Origin of the sequence: Aquimarina sp. ERC-38 (genome assembly GCF_026222555.1) — a bacterium.
GTDB lineage: Bacteria > Bacteroidota > Bacteroidia > Flavobacteriales > Flavobacteriaceae > Aquimarina.
Genome location: NZ_CP098511.1, coordinates 3,629,835 through 3,651,863 on the forward strand (window position 1 = coordinate 3,629,835; position 22,029 = coordinate 3,651,863).

The 22,029-nt window shown below is 35.2% G+C and carries 20 protein-coding genes; 6 read left to right on the forward strand and 14 right to left on the reverse strand.

Annotation, left to right across the window (positions count from 1 at the left end):
- Positions 1 to 2 precede the first annotated feature (2 nt).
- From NBT05_RS15140 to hisG, 14 genes are all read right to left on the reverse strand, one after another.
- Positions 3 to 920 (reverse strand): type IX secretion system membrane protein PorP/SprF, encoded by a 918-nt coding sequence (locus NBT05_RS15140; RefSeq protein WP_265770719.1) that lies wholly within the window; start codon positions 918 to 920, stop codon positions 3 to 5.
- A gap of 3 nt (positions 921 to 923) precedes the next feature.
- On the reverse strand, positions 924 to 3,632 hold the full coding sequence (locus NBT05_RS15145; RefSeq protein WP_265770720.1) for a gliding motility-associated C-terminal domain-containing protein: 2,709 nt from the start codon (positions 3,630 to 3,632) through the stop codon (positions 924 to 926).
- 203 nt (positions 3,633 to 3,835) lie between these two features.
- Positions 3,836 to 4,447 carry a bifunctional phosphoribosyl-AMP cyclohydrolase/phosphoribosyl-ATP diphosphatase HisIE gene (gene hisIE, locus NBT05_RS15150; RefSeq protein WP_265770721.1) on the reverse strand — a complete coding sequence of 204 codons (612 nt, stop codon included), beginning with the start codon at positions 4,445 to 4,447 and terminating at the stop codon, positions 3,836 to 3,838.
- A gap of 97 nt (positions 4,448 to 4,544) precedes the next feature.
- Complete coding sequence (locus NBT05_RS15155; protein ID WP_265770722.1) at positions 4,545 to 4,676, reverse strand: hypothetical protein; 132 nt, start codon at positions 4,674 to 4,676, stop codon at positions 4,545 to 4,547.
- A gap of 10 nt (positions 4,677 to 4,686) precedes the next feature.
- Complete coding sequence (gene hisF, locus NBT05_RS15160) at positions 4,687 to 5,442, reverse strand: imidazole glycerol phosphate synthase subunit HisF (protein ID WP_265770723.1); 756 nt, start codon at positions 5,440 to 5,442, stop codon at positions 4,687 to 4,689.
- Between the two features lies 1 nt (position 5,443).
- On the reverse strand, positions 5,444 to 5,959 hold the full coding sequence (locus NBT05_RS15165) for a DinB family protein (RefSeq protein ID WP_265770724.1): 516 nt from the start codon (positions 5,957 to 5,959) through the stop codon (positions 5,444 to 5,446).
- Positions 5,960 to 6,009: 50 nt separating this feature from the next.
- Entirely contained in the window at positions 6,010 to 6,753 is a 744-nt protein-coding gene (gene hisA / locus NBT05_RS15170; protein WP_265770726.1) for a 1-(5-phosphoribosyl)-5-[(5-phosphoribosylamino)methylideneamino]imidazole-4-carboxamide isomerase, read from the reverse strand.
- Positions 6,754 to 6,828: 75 nt separating this feature from the next.
- Positions 6,829 to 7,191 carry a four helix bundle protein gene (locus NBT05_RS15175; RefSeq protein WP_265770728.1) on the reverse strand — a complete coding sequence of 121 codons (363 nt, stop codon included), beginning with the start codon at positions 7,189 to 7,191 and terminating at the stop codon, positions 6,829 to 6,831.
- Between the two features lie 21 nt (positions 7,192 to 7,212).
- Complete coding sequence (gene hisH, locus NBT05_RS15180; protein WP_265770729.1) at positions 7,213 to 7,854, reverse strand: imidazole glycerol phosphate synthase subunit HisH; 642 nt, start codon at positions 7,852 to 7,854, stop codon at positions 7,213 to 7,215.
- 60 nt (positions 7,855 to 7,914) lie between these two features.
- The gene (gene hisB / locus NBT05_RS15185; protein ID WP_265770730.1) at positions 7,915 to 9,087 is read right to left on the reverse strand and encodes a bifunctional histidinol-phosphatase/imidazoleglycerol-phosphate dehydratase HisB; all 1,173 of its coding nucleotides are present in this window, start codon (positions 9,085 to 9,087) and stop codon (positions 7,915 to 7,917) included.
- A 35-nt stretch (positions 9,088 to 9,122) separates the two neighbouring features.
- Entirely contained in the window at positions 9,123 to 10,184 is a 1,062-nt protein-coding gene (gene hisC, locus NBT05_RS15190) for a histidinol-phosphate transaminase (protein ID WP_265770731.1), read from the reverse strand.
- A gap of 8 nt (positions 10,185 to 10,192) precedes the next feature.
- On the reverse strand, positions 10,193 to 11,071 hold the full coding sequence (locus NBT05_RS15195) for a DUF3667 domain-containing protein (protein WP_265770732.1): 879 nt from the start codon (positions 11,069 to 11,071) through the stop codon (positions 10,193 to 10,195).
- Positions 11,072 to 11,237: 166 nt separating this feature from the next.
- Positions 11,238 to 12,521 carry a histidinol dehydrogenase gene (hisD, locus tag NBT05_RS15200; RefSeq protein WP_265770733.1) on the reverse strand — a complete coding sequence of 428 codons (1,284 nt, stop codon included), beginning with the start codon at positions 12,519 to 12,521 and terminating at the stop codon, positions 11,238 to 11,240.
- Positions 12,522 to 12,655: 134 nt separating this feature from the next.
- The gene (gene hisG, locus NBT05_RS15205; RefSeq protein WP_265770734.1) at positions 12,656 to 13,513 is read right to left on the reverse strand and encodes an ATP phosphoribosyltransferase; all 858 of its coding nucleotides are present in this window, start codon (positions 13,511 to 13,513) and stop codon (positions 12,656 to 12,658) included.
- Between the two features lie 420 nt (positions 13,514 to 13,933).
- Here hisG and NBT05_RS15210 point away from each other — a divergent pair, with 420 nt between their 5' ends.
- The 6 genes from NBT05_RS15210 (at position 13,934) to NBT05_RS15235 (ending at position 22,027) form a co-directional block, all read left to right on the forward strand.
- Positions 13,934 to 15,712: a sodium:solute symporter family protein gene (locus tag NBT05_RS15210; protein WP_265770735.1), complete on the forward strand. Its 1,779-nt coding sequence runs from the start codon at positions 13,934 to 13,936 to the stop codon at positions 15,710 to 15,712.
- A gap of 450 nt (positions 15,713 to 16,162) precedes the next feature.
- Positions 16,163 to 16,339: a hypothetical protein gene (locus NBT05_RS15215; RefSeq protein ID WP_265770736.1), complete on the forward strand. Its 177-nt coding sequence runs from the start codon at positions 16,163 to 16,165 to the stop codon at positions 16,337 to 16,339.
- A 443-nt stretch (positions 16,340 to 16,782) separates the two neighbouring features.
- Positions 16,783 to 17,100, forward strand: a complete 318-nt coding sequence (locus tag NBT05_RS15220; RefSeq protein ID WP_265770737.1) for a sulfatase-like hydrolase/transferase — start codon at positions 16,783 to 16,785, stop codon at positions 17,098 to 17,100.
- Between the two features lie 96 nt (positions 17,101 to 17,196).
- Positions 17,197 to 19,965, forward strand: coding sequence for a GH116 family glycosyl hydrolase (locus NBT05_RS15225; protein WP_265770739.1), 2,769 nt, complete (start codon positions 17,197 to 17,199; stop codon positions 19,963 to 19,965).
- Positions 19,962 to 20,543 (forward strand): RbsD/FucU domain-containing protein, encoded by a 582-nt coding sequence (locus tag NBT05_RS15230; RefSeq protein WP_265770740.1) that lies wholly within the window; start codon positions 19,962 to 19,964, stop codon positions 20,541 to 20,543. Before NBT05_RS15225 ends, NBT05_RS15230 begins: the two co-directional genes overlap by 4 nt.
- Complete coding sequence (locus NBT05_RS15235) at positions 20,540 to 22,027, forward strand: sulfatase (protein WP_265770741.1); 1,488 nt, start codon at positions 20,540 to 20,542, stop codon at positions 22,025 to 22,027. The genes NBT05_RS15230 and NBT05_RS15235 overlap by 4 nt, the downstream gene beginning before the upstream one ends.
- Positions 22,028 to 22,029: the final 2 nt, after the last annotated feature.

Consider the following 22,029-nt stretch of genomic DNA (forward strand, 5'->3'; position numbering starts at 1 on the left):
TACTAGTAGAATCTAGGTGAAGTAAACGTTTTGCTAAAACTCAATAAATCAAAATTATAGAGTAATATAATTTCATGGCTTCCGTTGTTATAACCACTTAAATCACTGGTGCTAAAATCATAGGAATAGCCTAGCTTTAAATTTGGGGTTACTGAAAAACCTGCCAGGGCAATAAAAGCATCCTGATACCGGTACGAAACTCCAAGTTCAAAACGATTAAACAACAAAGAATTTAAAGAGACATCAAAGGTCAGCGGAGAGTCTAAAACTTGTTTAATAACCGTAGAGGGTTTTAGTTTTACATCACTACTCACATCAAAGATATAACCACTAATCGCATAGAGATGCGTTTTTGATTGTGCAACTCCAATTTCTCCTAACTCCGCATCATTCGGTAATAAATTAGGAGATGAAACTCCAGCATAGAAATTATTAGCAAACAAGAATAATCCGGCACCTAAGGTCATATTAAGTTGGGAGGCGTTGTCTGCAAAGGCAGGATCATCACTTACATTAGAATCCAAAGCATTTACCTGAAGACTATTTAAACCAAGCTTAAGACCGTAGGATAATCTGAACTTTTCAGAAAGTCGTGTGATATACGCAACATCTGCATTTACAAAATCATTCTTCACATTGATAGCATCCCCTATATTGTCATTTACATAGTTGACACTTACTTCTATCTTTTCATTTAAAGGAATGTTGGCAAAAACATTCGCCGTTTGCGGGGATCCCGGTATGGAAGTCCACTGTTTGCGATACAATAATCCGGTAGAAATCATTCCGGTTTGATTAGTTACATATCCGGGATTAACCGTACTCATATTGTACATATACTGGGAATATTGAGGCTCTTGTTGTCCGTAAGTAAAGACGGAAAAAAGCATGGCTATTCCTAAAATTAGTAGTGTTCTCATAGGTTATCGGGCTAGGTAAAAGCTTCCCTGCATCGGAAGGTTATTATCAAAGTTCGGGTTGAAAATATAAAAGTAGGTACCTGATGGCAAATCGTCTCCCAGACGGACGGAAGTATTACTTTCTCCTCTAAATTCTTCCGTATTTTTATCTGCTTCGTATACCAGCGTACCGTAACGGTTAAAAATTTGAAGGTTAAAATCCGGAAAGGCTTCGGGTATATTAAACTCTTCTTCTACAAATAAAGAAAAAGTATCGTTCTGATTATTATTATCCGGTGAGACGCCATCCTGAAACTCCAGGGTACAAATATCTCCGTTTGCAAAGCGTTCTCCGGTGTTTAAGATATCTACGGTTACCGTTACCCGGTCCGATTCACAATTATCTACATCTACATTAGCAATATAGTATACATCATTATCGAGTAAGATAGGATTATCTGTGATGGGTGTATCACTTTCTAAGGTTGCATACCAATTAAAGTTATCTACATCTACTTCAATATCATCCAGACGTTTAGCATCCAGGATACAAAATTGAGGATTAGGTACTACCGGTTCTGGCAGGTCAATAATAGTCACTTCTACGTTTAACGTAGATTCATCACAGGGAGCAAGGTTAGGAACAACGTATTGAAAATTATAAATTTTATTTACCTCATTGTTCGGATTAGGTAACTGCTCAAAAGTGACAACTCCATCCGCACTCAAGGCTGCTGTGTTTTCAATATCCCGAAAGACTCCGGTTCTGGTAGTTTGACGGTCTAATACATCATATAAATTGACACGACCATCCAATATACAATACGAAACAAAGATGTCTTCACCGATAGGAACCGGATCGATAATGGTAACATTTACGGTTGCCTGATCCGAATCCGGACAACCTTCGTTTCCTTCTATTAAATACGTATAAGTACCTTGACCCAATACAGGTAACATCGTATTATTAGCATCAAATACACCCCGGTGATCTTCGGATTCATACCCGAAAGGTCCTGTCCATCTACCGATAGTATCCGGAGTTTGCGTAAGTAAGTCAAATAATGTTACGTTCAAATCATCAGAACATAGTGTGATATCGGTACCATCTCCCGCATTTGCCTGTTTATAAACGGCAAACTTAAGGTTAGCACTATCCGTACAGCTTTTAGCCGTAGTGGTAGTATAGGTAAAATTAAAGCGTTGTACCGAGTCGATTACCGGAAATACAAATTCATTCTGAATAGGGTTTCCAATAGAATCTCTCCAAACCCCGCCAGGCACTATTGTATCACGACCGTTTGTATCCAGTAAGCTTACCAGGTTAATTGATGTATCCGTATTACAAAAGATTAAGTCTTCTGTATTTTCTCCAGCATAGTCAAAAGGTAATAATTCAATGGTAATAAGGGTAGATAATACACTACAGGGAGTAAGGTCAAAAGTAAGATCCAGTGAATCCGTAACAAAGGGGTCAAGAATCTCATTAGCGCCAGTACAGTTAATTTTTGGAGCTACTGCATACTCAAATGTATAACTTCCGGGAACTCCTGCGTTTAAATTAATAGTACCCAAATGATAATCATAATCCGGTATAAAGTCCGATAGGGAATTAGGTTGGGTTAAAATTCCTAAATCTGCCGGACCGGAAACCTGTCTCCAGCTAACGTAATTATCATCATTATAGCTAAAATTATTAGTACCATCGTCTTCAAAATCTATTAAATTATAAAGGTCATATGTAGACGGAATTTGGTTGATACATAGCTCAGGGATACCCGGGGATTGCTCAAAAGGCCTTAATTCTTCAAAAATTTGAAAAGATACCGAAGCTCTCCTTTCTGTACAAACCGCAGAACGTTGGGGTACAAAATAGGTAAAGGAATAGGATGCACAACCAAAACGAGCTCCTCTATTTGCTATTAAATCATCATAGATCTCTCTTATGTTAATAATAGAATCCTGTTCGTTTTCAAGTTGTCCGGTAAGGTCTAACTCAGATAACCAGTATCCTTCTTTATCTTCACCGACCAGATACGCATCATCATTTAAATTAATATCTGTATCCCAGTTCCCGGCGGTAATATCTTCTTCACAAATCTCTATCAAATTTCCGGTTCCGGGATCTACCTGACGTACTACAGAAACTTTTACTATAGTCTCTCCTTTACTATTAGCAGTACAGTCTGTGGTATTACTAACAGTATATCTTAACTCAAAAATTTCATTATCCGTAGAACGATCATCATCATTTTTAGGGACAACGGCACTAAAAGTAGAACCGTTTAAATCAAAGGATCCTTTAAAATTAGCTCCCGAACTACTTCCTATATATTCCCATCTACCGTTTAAATGTGGTGCGGGGATAAATTCGTTTTGTGTTAGGGTTTCAAATAAATCCAATCGATCCGTTTCACATATTTCCGCATTGGCACCATTAGCTTGTGGTGGAGCCGCTTCACCAGCATAGGGACCAAGAATCAAATCAGCAACAATCGCTGGTGTATTACCACAGGCTGCGGTAAACAACTCAAACCTGTATTCTTCACGAGTAATATTAGTCGTAGCGTTTAGAAATTCCCAGGTTCTTACATTTCCGGTACTTTGATCTAGAGTACCAGCGTATCTGGGACGTGCCTGCCAGGTACCTGTACCGGAAGGGATACCTAACTCGGTGTACAGGTTGATAATTCCGTCTGGTCCGGGAGTACTATCGCCATCTATAGTTTGCATATTACAAACGACTATTTCCCGGCTCTCATTACATTGACTATACGAGAAGGAGTACAGTAGAAAAAATGCGATAAAAGCGTAAAGTAATTTTGCTCTATAATTCAAAACATTAAATTTTATAGGGCAAAAATATAATTTTTTGTTAATAAAACAACTTTTTAGCGGATAATTTTACTTTTAACCGATTATTTAATTGATAGGAACTAAACCCTTGACTTCAAAATTCTTACAACGTCAGTAATTTTGTAGTCCTTAGCTTGTAGGAGTATTAAATAATGAAATAATAAGTCGGCACTTTCATTAAGAAACAAATCGTCGTTATTATCTTTTGCTTCAATAACGACTTCTACGGCTTCTTCCCCTACTTTCTGTGCAATTTTATTCATTCCTTTTTTAAATAGAGAAGATACGTAAGAAGTGTCTTTTTCTTCGGTTATTTTCTGAGATTGTAGTTTACGTTGTTCGATTACGTTTTCTAATTCTGTGATGAATCCGTAATCCGATGTATTTTCTTCATTCCAACACGTATCCGAACCGGTATGGCAGGTTGGTCCTTGAGGGTTTACTTGAATAAGTAAGGTATCCTTATCACAATCATTTTTAATAGAAACCACCTGTAAAAAGTTACCACTTTCTTCTCCTTTTGTCCATAAACGTTGCTTTGAGCGACTGTAGAAGGTGACTTTTCCGGAAGTTTCAGTTTGTTTAAAAGCTTCCTGATTCATATACCCCAGCATTAACACCGTCTTAGTAGTGGCATCTTGAATAATTACCGGAACTAAACCGTTGTCTGTTTTAGTAAAATCGATTGTCATTGATTAGTTTAAATTTTGTAGTATTTATTTTAAAACTACAATTGATTAAATTACCTATGAATATGTACACATCATAGTGATTATAAAGAATTATAAGTTACCTAGAAAGTACTTTAAAGATTTCCTCTTCAGTAACAATATCTTTTCTATTTGCCTTTAGCATCAAAAGTAATAAACCTAAATCTTCTTTATCCTCGTTACTTAATATATGTTTGTTTTTAGACTCCATACTTACTATTTTATATTCGAACTGGTATTCCTTCTTTCTCAAGCTCTTCTTTTAAGTCATCAATAGCAATTTCTTTAAAATGAAAAACGCTTGCTGCCAGTACTGCATCTGCTTTACCCACTTTAAAAGCATCCACAAAATGTGCTATGGAACCGGCTCCACCCGAAGCAATAATTGGAATATTACATTCTTTAGAAAGCTTAGATAAAGCCCAATTTGAGAATCCGTCTTTAGTCCCGTCATTATCCATAGAGGTAAATAAAATTTCGCCTGCCCCTCTTTCTTCGGCTTCTTTTGCCCATTCAAATAAATCCAGTTCTGTAGGTACTTTCCCCCCTACCAGGTGAACTTTCCAACCTCCTTTAACTTGTTTGGCATCTATTGCTACGGTAATACATTGACTACCAAATTTTGCTGCCAACTGATTGATTAAGTCCGGGCTTTTTACTGCAGAAGAATTAATGGAAACTTTATCCGCCCCATTTTGCAATAAAATATCCACATCCTCTACCGAAGAAATGCCACCTCCTACGGTAAATGGAATATTAATTTTTTCTGCTATTCTCAGTACCAGGTTGGCCAGGGTTTTACGACGTTCTTCTGTAGCAGAAATATCCAGGAACACCAGTTCATCTGCTCCTGCTTTTGAATAAGTATCTGCTAGTTCAACCGGATCTCCGGCATCTCGTAAACCTACAAAATTAACACCTTTTACGGTTCGTCCATTTTTAATATCCAAACAAGGAATGATTCTTTTTGTTAGCATGCTAATTTTTATTTTTAAGGTTTAAATCAAATCCTTTGTAAAAACCCAAATCCTTTTTATTTTTCAATTGTTTTACCCAAAATGCAATTTGTCCGGTATGATACGAATAATGTTCGGTCACATGAATCGCAATTCCTATTCCGGTAAAGTGAAACCCCTGTACTTCTCTTTTTCGCATCATCTCAGAATGGGAACAATTCTTTAAAACTTCTTTACTTTCTTCTACAGTATTGGATAATTTAGTTAAAAGACTTTGTTTATCATGTCCTCCCGTACTTGAAAATTCTTCATTTCTTATTCTAATATCTTTCTGATTTCCTAAAGAAGCAATAGCATATTGACGGATATTACCACACAAATGCAAGATTAAATTTCCAATACTATTAGAAGATTCATTAAAACGCTTCCAAATTTCTTCTTCGTTTATCTCTTCTAAAGCCTTATAAATCATTCTTGTAGATTCGTCTAGCCGATAACAGGTTTGTTCTTTAAATTCTCTTAAAATTTCTGCTTCCATAGTATATAAGTTCGCTATTTTATCAGTTTATTCTGAAACTTTCTTAATTATCAGTTGTTTAGAATAAATCCTTCTAATTGTTTTAAACTAATCCTATTTTCATAAATCGCTTTTCCGATAATGACCCCTTCGCAACCTATTTCTGCTAATTTAGGTAGTTCATCAAAAGTTGAAATTCCCCCGGAAGCAATTAACCTTAATTTAATTTTCTCGTTCGGATTCTTACAATTATCAAGAATTTTTTGATATAAATTAAAAGCCGGGCCTTCGAGCATACCGTCTTTACTAATATCGGTACAAATAACATAGGAAATTCCGTTTTCCTGATATTTTTGAATAAACGGAATTAAATCTTCTTCACTCTCTTCCTGCCAGCCGCTTACCGCAATTTTTTCATTTTGAGCATCAGCTCCTAAGATAATTTTATCAGACCCGTAATTTTTAATCCAAGATATAAAGGTTGACGGGTCTTTTACGGCAATACTTCCCCCGGTAATTTGATTAGCTCCACTTTCAAAAGCTGTTTTAAGGTCATCATCAGTTTTCAAACCTCCCCCAAAATCAATTTTTAACCTTGTTTTAGTTGCAATCTTTTCTAAAATTTTGTGATTGACGATATGCTTAGATTTGGCTCCATCCAAGTCAACCAAATGTAAGTATTGAATACCACTGTCTTCAAACTCCTTAGCAACTTCCAGCGGGTTTTCGTTGTATATTTTTTTAGTAGCATAATCCCCTTTGGAAAGCCGGACACACTTTCCGTCGATGATATCAATGGCCGGGATGATTCTCATGATTATAGTTTTTTAGTATTAGGTACGAAGTATTAAGTTATAAAAAGATCAATTTTTTAAGTTATAAGTTAAAACTCATTTATGTTTGTTTTTAATACTTCTTTGTAAGGAAAAGTTCATATTCCTAATTTCTCGACACTTACAAATTATATCGTCTGTATTTTCTTTAGTTGTCATTTTAAGTTTTGTAGCTAATAAAATTTGAGTTTCTAATTCGCATAGCGATCCATTTGCTATACTGAGAAAATGTAAAAATTCTTTCGATGAATTTCTACCTGAACCTTCTGCTATGTTTGAAGGTACAGATATAGCCGACCTTTTAATTTGAGAAATTAATCCATATTTTTCATCATTTGGTAATAATCCTACTATTTCATAAACTTTTTCAACCAGTTCCATAGACTTCTTCCAAATATTTAAATTTTCAAACTTATTCATTATCCATAATTCACTTTTTACTTAATACTTAATACCGTAGGAGAGAAAGTTTTCTAGAATTTTCTCTCCTACGGTACTACTCTTTTCCGGGTGAAATTGGGTTCCGTAAAAATTGTCTTTTTGTAAAGCGGTTGAATAAGTGATGCCGTATGTGGATTGAGCAATGGTTTCGGTAATGACCGGGGCGTAGTAACTATGTACTAAATAAATGTATTCTTTCTCTTTAATGTCTTTAAACAAAGGGGAAGATAGTTGTTCGATCTGATTCCAACCAATCTGCGGAACTTTAACATCAGAGCTGAATTTTTTAACCTTTACATCAAAGATTCCTAAGCCCTCCGTATCTCCCTCTTCAGTGTGAGTACACATTAATTGCATTCCCAAACAAATACCAAGTACCGGTTGGGTTAATTGCGGAATTAAGGTATGCAATCCGGAAGCTTTTAATTTATTCATGGCACTACTTGCTTCTCCGACTCCCGGAAAGATTACTTTGTCTGCATTCTTAATCACTTCCGGATCGTCACTCAAAATAGCTTTGTAACCTAAACGTTGAAAAGCAAATTTAATTGACTGAATATTACCTGCTCCGTAATTGATAATCACTATGCCCCCTCCGCCTGGAGGCAAAGTAGAATCATCATTCTTTATAATTTCATTCATAATTCTGAATTCTGAATTCATAATTCTTATATAATTCCCCCCTTTAGGTGCTTGGGGGCTCTAAAGCATCCCCTTTGTACTCGGCAAAATCATTTTATCCGCATCTCTTTTTACCGCTACTTTAATAGCTTTGGCAAAAGCTTTAAAAATTGCTTCAATCTTATGGTGTTCATTTTCCCCTTCCGCTTTAATGTTTAAATTAGCTTTGGCACCATCAGTAAAGGATTTAAAGAAATGGTAAAACATTTCCGTAGGCATTTTGCCAATCATTTCTCTCTTAAAGTCCGCTTTCCAAACTAACCAGTTACGTCCGCCAAAATCAATGGCTGCTTGCGCTAAGCAATCATCCATAGGTAAACAAAAGCCATAGCGCTCAATTCCTAATTTAGTACCTAATGCCTTACTAAAGACTTCACCCAAAGCAATAGCGGTATCTTCAATAGTGTGGTGCTCATCTACTTCAAGGTCTCCTTTTACGTTGATATCCAAGTCCATTTGTCCGTGACGCGAAATCTGATCTAACATATGATCAAAAAAAGCAATCCCAGTAGTGATATCACTTTTTCCGGTACCATCGAGGTTTAATTTGATATAAATATCAGTTTCATTCGTTTTTCGGGTGATTTCAGCAACCCGTTCTTCTAGTTTTAAAAATTCATAAATTTTTTCCCAATCATTAGTTTCAATGGCAATATAAGGTTGAAGTTCTTCTTGTTTGACAGTTACTTCATCAGTACCCAAATGGGTTTGATCCTGTATAAAAATCCCTTTTGCTCCTAGGTTTTTAGCCAACTCCATATCGGTTAAACGATCTCCGATGACAAATGAATTAGCCAAATCGTATTCTTCGGAAAAATATTCGGTTAGTAGCCCGGTTCCTGGTTTTCGGGTATTAGCATTTTCATGAGGAAAAGTCCGATCTAAAAAAACCTTATCAAACACCACTCCCTCATTCTCAAAAGATTTTAAAATAAAATTATGAACCGGCCAGAAGGTATCTTCCGGAAAGGAATCAGTTCCTAATCCGTCTTGATTGGTAATCATCACCAATTCGTAATCCAATTCTTTGGCAATTTTACCCAGATAGGTAAATGCTTTAGGATAAAAAATCATCTTTTCAAACGCATCAATTTGTTCATCCACGGTTTCTTTAATGATCGTACCATCCCGGTCTATGAATAGTACTTTCTTTTTTTCTATATGGGTAGCGGAGTCTTCTTTGTCTTTACTCATTTTTATATCTTTATCAAATCAAAATGATTCTAAATTCAGAGTTCAGAATTTAGAATTGTTAGGGTATTCATTAATTTTTTATTTTCTTCGGAAGTTCCTACCGTGAATCGCAAGGTGTTTTTACAAAGCGGTTGTGTAGTACGATTCCTAATCACGATACCTTTAGCTAATAGTTGATCGTAACGTTTATTGGCATCATCCACTTTAGCTAAAATAAAGTTGGCATCACTTTGATATACTTGTTCAACAAAACTCAACTCTTTTAAAAAGGCATTTAGTTTATCACGTTCTTTTAGAATGTCTTTGACTTCACTCTGAACGCTGGATTGATCTAAAATACGTTGTAAAGCCCTTTTTTGAGTTAACTCATTAACGTTATACGGGGGTTTGATTTTATTTAAAATCCGGATTATTTCTTCGGAAGCGATACATAAACCTAACCGGATACCTGCTAATCCATATGCTTTTGACAAAGTTTGGGTGATCATTAAGTTAGGATAACTTGTCAATTGATTTGTCCAGGAAGGTGCTTCGGAAAAATCGATATAGGCTTCATCAATTATGACCAAACCGTGAAAAGCTTGTAATAACTTTTCTATTTTTTCCTTCTGAAAAGAATTTCCGGTGGGGTTATTCGGCGAACATAAAAAAATAATTTTGGTATGTTTATCAATCGTATTTAATATTGCGTCAACATCCGGCTGAAAATCAAGAGTTAATAAAACTTCACGTTCGTTAACAATATTGATTTCAGACAGAACTTTATACATGCCGTAGGTAGGAGGTAACGTAATAATGTTATCTACCTTAGGTTCGCAAAATGCCCGAAAAATCAAATCTAACACTTCATCACTTCCATTTCCTAACAAAATATTTTCCGGTTGTATACCTTTTTGATCAGCAATTACTTCTTTTAAACTACGTTGTTGCGGATCCGGATATCGGTTTACCCCGTTTTCAAACGGATTCTCGTTAGCATCCAAAAATACCATCTCCGAACCATCCGAAACATATTCATCCCTCGCTGAAGAATAGGGCTTTAGTTTTTTTACGTTGTCCCGGACTAGTTGGTTAATATTGAAGTTTTGTGTTGTCATTATTACATTTAAAATGTTCCTTTAAATAGGAGCGTTCCTATGATACCGATTATCATTATGATTAAAAAAACACCTACAGTTATTATAGGAAACTTTAATAATTTTAAAAAAGTTTTACCCCAGGATAATTTTAGTAATTGTTTGTAGGTAACTAAATAGTAAATCATTAAAAATGGTACATTAAAATAAATTCCATTCACTTTTAATAAAGGAGATAATGTAAACATTAGAGTCATAGTAATCATAGAAAAACCTTGTAGATAACAGTTAATTACCAGATGTTCTCCATAATTTAATTTTTTCCAACCAAAGACTAAAAATGCAATAAAAGTATACATTGGAATGGTCAAAAAAGCTATTAGATTAAAATGCTTTAAAACTGTAGCATTTTGAGACTTCATAGTTGCAATCTGCTGTTCTTTATATTCTGTATATTCCTTTAAATAATTGGGAGTTCCTATTAATTCTGGAGTTTTGGCATATTTCGCATCAAATGTGATTTTATAAAATGACTCCGGAAAAATAGAAGATTGCATTGTTAAATATTGGTTAGGAAAAAAATTAAATACAAGAATACTTACGGTTAATCCAATTGCCAAAAAAGAAAAAGGCGATAAATATTTTTTACGAACTCCTGCAATAAATTCCTGGCATACCAATCCGGGGGATTTTAAAAAAGTAAAAAAGGTCTGAAAATATCGATTATCCCAACCAATATAGTCTTGTAAAAAATCATTAGTAATCTTACGAACTGTTAGCCTATAATCCACAAATTTTGCTCCGCATTGATGACAAAACGTTGCAGATTCTTCAATCGCATTTTTACAATTTTTACATTTTACTTCGCTAATCTCTAAAGATTCTCCTATCGTTGGTTGTAATTCCATATTACTCTAATTAATCAAAGACTTCCCTTTTAAATCTCCTTTACAGTTATTACTAATTTCGTTTCTATTTTATTAGTAATGGTCATTACCATATTGTTACATTAAATTCTAAAAAGTTTTAGTCCATTCTAAAACAAATTTAAAATTGTCTTGTTTCATCGAATTTCTACTTTAAACTATCCAACCGCAAGGTTACCGCATTTTTATGTGCTTGTAAACCTTCGGCTTCTGCCATAATTTCTATAGCCTCCCCAATTTCTTTAATACCCTCTTTACTAATTTTCTGAAAGGTCATAGCTTTCATAAAACTATCCAGATGTACCCCACTGTATTGTTTGGCATATCCATTGGTTGGTAAAGTGTGATTGGTTCCGGAGGCGTAATCCCCGGCACTTTCCGGCGTATAATTTCCTATAAAAACCGAACCTGCATTTTCAATATGACTTATATAATAATTTTCATCTTCAACACAAACGATAAAATGCTCCGGCCCATATTCATTAATCAACTCTAGGGCAATCTGATCATTTTCTACATAAACCAATTTTGAATTTTTAATAGCTGCTTTAGCAATTTCCATACGGGGTAATTGCTGTAATTGAGCGTCAACTTCTTTTTCAACTTCGGCTATCAATTCTTTTGAAGTGGATACTAAAATAACCTGGCTATCCTTACCATGTTCTGCCTGGCTTAATAAATCCGAAGCAACAAAAGCTGCATTTGCAGATGTATCTGCAACTACCAATAATTCACTGGGGCCTGCTGGCATATCGATTGCTACTCCAAATTGGGTTGCCAATTGTTTAGCTACCGTGACATATTGATTTCCCGGACCAAAAATTTTATAAACCTTAGGAATGCTATCGGTACCAAAAGTAAGTCCGGCTACTGCCTGAATCCCTCCTACTTTACAAATTTTGGTAACTCCACAAAGATTAGCCGTATATAAAATTGCCGGATGTATCTTACCTTCATTATTCGGTGGCGAACATAAAACAATTTCGCTACAACCTGCAATGTTAGCAGGTATAGCCAACATTAATATGGTTGAAAACAAGGGTGCGGTTCCTCCTGGAATATATAATCCCACCTTTTGAATCGGACGTTTTTCCTGCCAGCAATCCACTCCGGTAGTAGTTTCTACCCGTACCTGAGTAGTTTTTTGAGCTTCGTGAAAGCGTTCGATATTACCTTTAGCTACCTGAATAGCATTTTTTAATTCTTCGCTAACCAGCGTGTTTGCGGTACTTAATTCTTCTTGCGAAACGACAATTTGATCAGTACGGACACCATCAAATTTTTTCGTATACTTTTGAATGGCCTGATCTCCATCTTTTTGAACTTCTTTAAAAACTTCCAAAACCGTAGCTTCAATATCCGCCACCGTTTTAGTAGGACGTTTCAAAATCTCTGCCCAGGATTCCCGGTTTGGATTATATATCTTTTTCATAGTCCTCTGCCTTTTGCATCTCCCCCAATTGGGGAGATACCGTAGAATTTCTTTAAAATTTTTATTATCTCTTTTTTAATTATAAATATCACTCTTCAGTAATAAAAACACTTCCCCTTTTGGGGTTAGGGGGCTTATAAAACCATCTTCTCAATTGGGCAAACCAGAATCCCCTCTGCCCCGGCTTGTTTTAATTCATCCAGAATTTCCCAAAACCTATTTTTTTCTACTACGGTATGTATCGAACTCCACCCCTTTTCGGCTAATGGTAATACTGTTGGACTTCGCATCCCCGGTAAAATCTTCACAATTTGATCAATATTCTCATTGGGTGCATTTAATAATACATATTTAGAAGCTCTTGCTTTTAAAACAGACTGAATCCTAAACTGTAATTTCTCCAACAATTGCTTGTTTTCCGAATCAATTTTAGGAGATACTGCCAGTACCGCCTCAGAAGTTAACATTACTTCTACTTCCTTTAAATTATTTTTAAACAACGTACTCCCACTAGAAACTATATCGCAAATGGCATCTGCTAACCCAATATTCGGAGCAATTTCTACCGAACCCGAAATTTGATGTAACTCAGCTTTTATCCCTTTTTTCTCCAAGTACTGATTTACCGTGTTTGGGTAGGATGTTGCAATTTTTTTACCGTCCAGATCTTTAATGGAATGGTATTCAAACTCTTTTGGTACCGCTAGAGAGACTTTACATTTAGAAAAATTTAACCGTTCAGCAATACTAATATCTTCTCCTTTTTCGACTAAAACATTTTCTCCGATAATAGCAATATCAACTACGCCATCACGTAGATATTGAGGAATATCACCATTTCGTAAAAACATAACTTCCATTGGAAAGTTTCGGGTGGCTGCTTTAAGCTGGTCTTTCCCATTATCAATTGAAATTCCGCAATCTTTTAAAATCTGAACCGAATCTTCGTTCAGCCTGCCACTTTTTTGAATGGCAATTTTAATTTTTGACATGTATGTTTAATTTGTGTCTAAGCCTTTTTTACAACAAGTTTGAACTACATTTAAAGTCCTTACCTGAGCAGAGTCTATTTGTAAAAATCAACTACTGCGTTTCGTTTGTACAAACAGGTTCTCATTAAAAAAACCCGTTTGATAGCTCAAACGGGTTTTAAAATATGATTACTTTTTACGCATATCTCTTTTACCTCGCCTGAACGATTCCGTAAAAATGATGATGATGTAAAAAGATAAAATTCATTTTCTTATTTTCACTGCGAATGTATAAAAATAAATTGAATTTCTAAATTACTTTTAAATTTTACTTTTTAGATATTTATTGTTGCACTTCCGTTGACTTTTGTTACCAAACTTAAACCTGTATTCACTTTCATTTAAAAACAGTAGATTTACTTTAAGTTATAAATTGTTTATATGTCATTATCAGTATTAGATTGGGGTATCATTGCTTCCTTTTTTATCATTTTTGCTATTATCGGAATTAAGGTATCCAAACAATCCGGAAAAAACGCGCAGGAATTTTTTCTTTCCGGACGTAATATGCCTTGGTGGTTGTTAGGTATTTCCATGGTTGCCACCACTTTTTCAGCAGATACCCCTAATCTGGTCACTGATATAATTCGGCAAAACGGAATTTCTGGTAATTGGGTTTGGTGGGCTTTTTTACTTACGGGGATGCTCACTGTTTTTGTATATGCAAAATTGTGGAGACGTTCTGAAGTTTTAACGGATTTGGAATTCTATGAAATACGCTATAGTGGTAAAGCTGCTGCTTTTTTAAGAGGTTTTCGAGCCATCTATTTAGGAGTTTTTTTTAACGTAATGATTATGGCTTCGGTTTGCCTGGCCGCCATAAAAATCGGCGGAATCCTTTTTGGATTGCAACCCTGGGAGTGTGTCACCTATGCGTCTATCATTACTGTGCTCTATAGTGCTTTGGGCGGATTACGAGGGGTCATATTTACCGATTTTCTACAGTTTATCGTAGCCATGGTAGGTTCTATCTGGGCGGCGTACTACTTAGTTAACTTACCGGAAATCGGAGGATTACAACAACTATTAACCCATGATAAAGTGGCGAATAAATTAAACTTTCTACCGGACTTTAAAGATACAAAAACCCTGATTCCGTTGTTAGTAATTCCCTTGGCGGTACAGTGGTGGAGCGTTTGGTATCCGGGTGCCGAACCCGGTGGCGGGGGTTATATTGCTCAAAGAATGCTATCGGCTAAAGATGAAAAACATGCGGTAGGTGCTACATTATTATTTAACATTGCGCATTACGCATTACGACCCTGGCCCTGGATTTTAATTGCGCTAGCATCCCTGGTTGCTTTTCCGGAATTGAGTACGATACAGGCGGCGTTTCCGGAAGTAAATGCTTCCATCATAGGACATGATTTGGCTTATCCCGCTATGTTAACGAAACTACCTAGCGGATTATTAGGTATCGTGGCTGCTTCGTTAATTGCAGCATTTATGAGTACCATCTCAACGCATTTAAATTGGGGTTCTTCTTATATCGCCATTGACTTTTACAAACGTTTTGTAAATCCAAATAGTGAAGAAAAAACCCTGGTCAATGTAGGAAGGCTAAGTACCGTTTTGTTGATGGTATTTGCAGCGCTTCTTGCTTTGGTTTTAGAAAGTGCACTAAGTACGTTTAATATTTTATTACAAATTGGTGCCGGAACCGGATTGATTTTTATTTTACGTTGGTTCTGGTGGCGTATCAATGCTTATAGCGAAATCACCGGAATGATTGTTTCTTTTCTATTTGCCGTATATTTTGAATTTGTACACGAAGCAATTTTTGGTAGTCGGATGGAAAATTACCAGGAATTAATTATTGGAGTAATTTTTACTACCCTGTCCTGGATTGTAGTTACCCTCCTCACCCCTCCTACCGAAAATTTGGTGTTACTGGAATTTTACAAAAAAGTAAAACCATATGGTATGGGGTGGAATGGTTTTAAAAAAATAGTAGCGGCTCAAACGGAAGCTAAACTGGAAGAAAGTCCGGATCAATTTACTATAGATTTAGCATCTATGTTACTGGGAGTATTACTGGTCTATTGTGCCCTTTTTGCTACAGGATACTTTATTTATGGCAACTGGATTGGTACCTTAGTTTTAAGTACGGTAACCGCATTAGCGATTGTATTGTTGATTCGGATCCAGAAAAGCAGGTAAATGTTCTTCAGAAATATAAGTTTAAGACCCCAAAGGTTTTAAAACCTTTGAGGTATTTACTTTAGTAATTGAATTACTCATTTGCAATTAGAAGAATAGGTAATTGAAAATTTTGGTAATAATTAGGCAAAACATATTGGACAAAGCAAATTGTATCCAACTGTATTAAATTGTAAAATACTTAATTGATAGTCGATGTATTAGTATTTAATTTTAAAAATATAATATGGTAAATGACTATAACTATTACGCTATCTTAGCTTTATATTCATTTTTATCCCTTTCTTTTTAAAAGTGAAAATAGCAATTTTTACCACGCTTATTTGGTAGTCTTTGATTAGAACTATTCCTATTTTACGGATTTAATAAATTTTTTGTTATGTTTCTTAATTCTTATTTTCGGACTAGGCGAATTGCATATATTTATCCTAACTAAGCTTACAAATTACTATGGATTTAGATAAAATTGTTTCACATTCAATCAAAGAATTTTTAAACGTTGAGGTACATCGGGACACTGAAGATTTGGATTATTTATCCAAAATTGAAATTGTAAAAAGAAAAATTAGTAGAAAAGTACGGCAAAACCCGGATTTATTTTCAGCAACTACTCTTGAAGAAGAATAGTTTTTACTAATAGAAGTCTCACACTAACTTTCTTAAAACAAAATTTAGGGATTGACATAAATAATTTTTATGTCGATCCCGAATTGGTATGAAATTTATAATGTAAAATATTATATTTTCCTCGTCTTAATCTTCAAAAATTCTATTTACTTTTCTTCTTCATTAGTTTTTAATAAAGTTGACTTTTATTCCAACCTTATTCTCAATCACAGATGACCCTTTACTCGTGTTTGTAATTTTATTGAAATTTAATAAGCTAAAGATGAAAGCTATCATTCTCCTATCTTCCTTCCATTCTTTACATTAACCAAACAGTACAAATTACTTTATAATCAAAAATACAAGTACATAATGTTATAAAATGCAGAATAGTAGTACGAAATAAGACAAATGTGCTATTTATCTCAATAGAGAACTACTACATTTCCAAAAAATTAAGTAAAATGAGATTACGGATTACTTTATTAAAAATCCAAACTGTCATTGCGATAATCCTATCCATGAATACAGGTTGGACGCAAACTTCTAAAAAACTAAATGGCGGTTTTATTTTAATCGATGACTTTAGCTGGAATGAGGTAGGATATGACAGCTCTACCATCTATGAAACTCCCTACTTGGACCAACTGTCTAAAGAATTCATGCATTTTGACAGATACTATACGCCCAGTCCTATATGTTCGCCTACACATGTAAATATTATTACCGGTAAAAAACATGGCAAGATATGGCGCCAAGTTATGGTTACCGGGACGAGCTAACTGACCGGGGAAACCAAAACACTTCAAAAGATAGGTTCTTGTATCTTACTAGCTTTCTTTATATTAACATTACTATCATAAAATCACAAATTCACCATGAACATAAAAAAGTTGTTTTTTAACTATTATATTGTAGTAGTATTGCTTTCAATTTCAAGTGTAGCATTCGCTCAAAAAGATCGGGATAAAGCTTATATCCCTTTAGAAAAGAATATATCAGATGACTATATAAATTCACTATTTAAAAAAGGGGATCAAAAAATATATTCAAAAGAAGAATTAAAGCATATTTCAATGCCTTGTGGGGGTATAGGTACGGGGCAGGTAGAAGTTACTGGTTATGGTGAGTTGATTTTTTCAGAATCTATTTATAACCAACAACAACAACCCAATGCAGGTTTTGGACTTTCGACAGGTTATCAATATATACATCCTCAAGAATTACAGCAGAAGTTACCGAATGAATTTACAGTGATTATTAAACCAAAAGGAGCAGAAGCAATTGTCAAACCTTTAAACGACAAGGGGTTTGATGCTATTGAATTTATAGGGGAATATCCTATAGCTCAAATCGCATATCGTAACACTGATACGCAAATACCCGTAGATATAAAATCCGAAGTGTTCTCTCCCTTTGTTCCGCATGATTTACGAAGTTCATCAAACCCGGTGACTATACTTAAATACGCTATAACTAATAATAGTAAAACAAAAGTTGAAGTAACCTTGGCAGGTTGGCTAAAAAATGCCGATTTTCCGGTGGAAGGAGCAGTTAACCAGACTAATACGCTGAAAAAGTCAAAAGGATTAAGTGCTGTCTCTTTAGAAATGCAAACTTTAAAAAATATTGATTCCATAAATAAACATCCTGGATTAGGTGGTGTCTCTATTGGTGTTATGGACTCAAAAGCTATATACTCAGTTGCAAGTGAATCATCGGAAGAATTTATTAAACAATTAGTAAAGGGGAATGTAAGTCAAGCAAAAAAGTATACATCAGATAAAGCTATAGGATCAGGCTTAAGTTCAACCGTATCTTTAACTCCAAATGAAACTAAAGAAATTACTTTTTTAATATCCTGGTATTTTCCGAATTATTACGAAAATGGCCGGCGATATGAGCAACTTATGAATGAAGCTCCAGGGTTAGTAGGGCACTTGTATAATAATTGGTATCAACATTCTTTTGATGTTGCTACTTATGTCACAAATAATTTTGATAGCTTATATAATAATACTAAGCTTTATAGAGACACCTATTTTGATACTACATTGCCGTATTGGTTAGCGAATCGTATATCTATGCCACTATCTACCCTAGCAGCAGGTAACATTGCAATTTGGCAAAACGGACGCATGTACGGATATGAAGGAATTGGATTTTGCCAGGGAACTTGCGGACATGTATATAATTTTGTAGTTCCTATTTCCAAATTATTTCCGGAATTAGAACGATCTGTGAGGCTTCAACAGGATTTTAATAGTTCCGGTTCTTACAGTGCCTATAGTAAATCAGGGCGTATTAACTTTAGAGGTTATGGTGTGGATGACCCAAATGCTAAACATGCTTACGCTTCTGATGCACAAAGTGGTTATGTTTTAAAAGCATATAGAGAACATTTAATGTCAACGGATAATACTTTCCTAAATAAAGTTTGGGAGCAGGTCAAAGGTGCAATCGGCTACCAAATTTATAAAGACGGAGCGGAAATAGGACTTGAACCTAATGGTGTTCTTGAAGGAATTCAAACCTTTTGGGATCCGATGTGGTATGGACCAAATCCGTATAACAATTCCCTATACCTTGCAGCTTTAAGAGCAGTAGAAGAAATGGCAAAAATTCAGGGTGAATTTGACTTAGCCAAACGTTATCGTTCCTTATTTGAGAAAGGACAAGCATTTATGGAAGAACAATTATGGAACGGAGAATTTTATATGCATTTATACCCTAACGGATTCAGAGCAAAAAAAGCAGGTAACGGTTTTATTGCGCCTGAAAATACTGAAATTAATGCAGAAAGATTCATCAAAAATTTTAATAGTGGCGGTGCTAATTATTATGAAGGTGGGGGTTGTGACGCACAACAACTATTCGGTCAAAACTGGGCTCGTCAATTAGGTTTGGGTTATATTTTACCTAAAGAACATTGTGCCATAGCAGCAGCGAATATTTTCAAGTATAATTGGACACCGGATATAAGTACTATATATGATTACTTTGAGCCAAATGCCAGAAAATTAGCCGACAAAGGAGAGGCAGCGATGGTAAATGGTAGCTGGCCCCATAAAAAATCATTATGGTTTGAAAACAGACATGATAAATACAATATTTGGTCAGGATTAGAGTATGAAGCCAGTTGTGATATGATTAATGAAGGATTAGTCAAAGAAGGTCTTATCATTATACGTTCGATTCATGATCGATATGACGGGGTAAAGCGTAACCCCTGGAATGAAATAGAAGGTTCCGACCACTATTCCAGAGCTATGCAATCCTGGAATGTACTACTTTCTTTAAGTGGGTTTACTTATAACGGACCTGCCATGGAAATAGGATTTACCCCTAAATTTAAACCGGAAGATTTCAAAACCTTTTTTTCTGCTGCAGAGGGCTGGGGAACTTTTGAACAAAAAAGAGAAAATAAACAACAGAAAAATAAAATTACGCTTCGTTTCGGATCGCTTAAACTAAAAAAAATAAATCTAGATATGGATAGCACCCAAAAATTTCAGAAGGCTCAAGTATTACTAAATGGTAAAAAAATCAAAAGTGAATTTGAATCAGAAGATACAAATGCTTTTATTAGATTTCAATCTCCACTTCAAATTAAAAAAGACGATGAGCTTTTAATAACACTTCTATGAATTTAAATAAACTTATTCTTTTAAGCCTATTTATTCTAACGACAGTATCCTGTGACGAACAAAAGCCAATTATCCAGAATATTGAGGTCACTAAAAAGGATAATTGGAAGGATGTACTAGAAGATCAAATCAAGCTTTTAGGGCATAGGAACTGGATAGTTGTTGTAGATAAAGCCTATCCGTTACAAAGTAATACAGGAATTACAACCTTATTGAGTGATACCGGACAATTAGAAACTTTAAAGTATGTGGCGGATGTAATTGATAGGCAACAACATATCAAACCTATTATTTACGTTGATAAAGAAATAGATTTTATAGAAGAAAGTGCTGCACCAGGAATTTCTAAATATCGCGAAAGTCTACGTAATTTATTAGAAAAAGAAAGCTTCAATAAAATCATTCATGAAGATATTATCACCATGTTAGATAAAGCAGCAGATCAATTTAAAATTATCATCATCAAAACTGATTTTACCATTCCATATACATCAGTATTTTTTCAATTGGATTGTAAATATTGGAATACCGAATCTGAACTACTATTAAGAAAAAAGATTATAAATTCTAAAGAATGAAAACATTTAAAATGTTAGTCCATTTAGCAAAAATTCAAACCGTTGTTGCAGTCATCCTTTCAATAAATACAGGTTGGACCCAAACTTCTAAAAAACCAAATGTTGTTTTTATCCTGATTGATGACTTTGGCTGGAATGATGTAGGTTACAACGGCTCTACCTTCTATGAAACTCCCCATTTAGACCAACTGTCTAAAGAATTTATGCGTTTCGACAGATGTTATACGCCTAGTCCGATGTGTTCACCTACACGTGTGAGTATAATAACCGGTAAAAACCCGGCTAGACATGGAGTCACGCAATGGCTACCGGGACGAGCCAACTGGCCGGGAAAACCAAAAACACTACAAAAGGTCTTGTGCCCCGCTCCACAAGTTAGTGGTATCAATCGTAACGAAACCACACTTGCGGAAGCACTACAAAAAGTTGGCTATGACACTGGTTTTTTTGGAAAATGGCACATGGGTAAGTTTAGTGAAACGGGAGATCCTTCTGCACACGGATTTGCTACGCAAAAAGCAGTCATTGAAGAAAATAGTTGTGCTATGTTCTACCCGTTTAAAGACCATAAAGAATATTTTCCAGAGGCGGTACCAGGTGATAATTTCACGGATTTACTAACGGAGAGTGCCATTGAATTTATAGATAAAAAACGTTCGGAACCCTTCTTTCTTTACTTATCTCATTTCGCAATGCACGCCCCTATTGCTTCAAAAAAAGAGGAATTACAGAAGTTCACAGAAAAAGCCAAATTACTTCCAAACCTTTCAAAAGAAGAGAAAAAAATCAAGGATCCTTATGCGCATAAACCCTATAACAGTCGCCAGGACTCCCCTGATTATGCAGGTGAACTAGCTACCCTAGATGAGAATATTGGGAAACTTGTTCAACATTTAAAAGATAGTAATCAGTTTGAAAATACGATCATTATCATTACGGGTGATAATGGTGGCAGAACTTCGTTCTTTCACTCTCCACCCACAGCGGTAATGCCTCTAAGGGGGGGTAAAACTTTTAATTTTGACGGCGGATTACGAACCCCTTTGTTAATACATTGTCCGGGGATTACCAGGCCCAATCAGCAGGATAGTACCGTAATTACAAGTATTGATTTTTATCCGACGATCTTAGAGATGATCGGTCAACCATTATTGCCTAATCAACATCAGGACGGTGTAAGTCTTGTACCTTTGATGAAAGATAAAACTATTGAAAAGCGTAACGTATATTGGCATTTTCCTCATTATCAAGGCGAAGGAAGCTACCCTACCAGCGCTATAATGGACGGAGCATATAAATTAATTGTAAATTATCATCAAGAGGACGTTCTGCTATTTAATGTTTTTGAAGATATTGGTGAAACTCACAACCTTGCAAAATCAATGCCTGACAAAGTGTTAGAAATGCAAAAAAACCTTTCTGAATACCTTAAAAGTACAAATGCTTTGATCCCAAAAGCCAATCCTGATTATGTACATCAATAAAG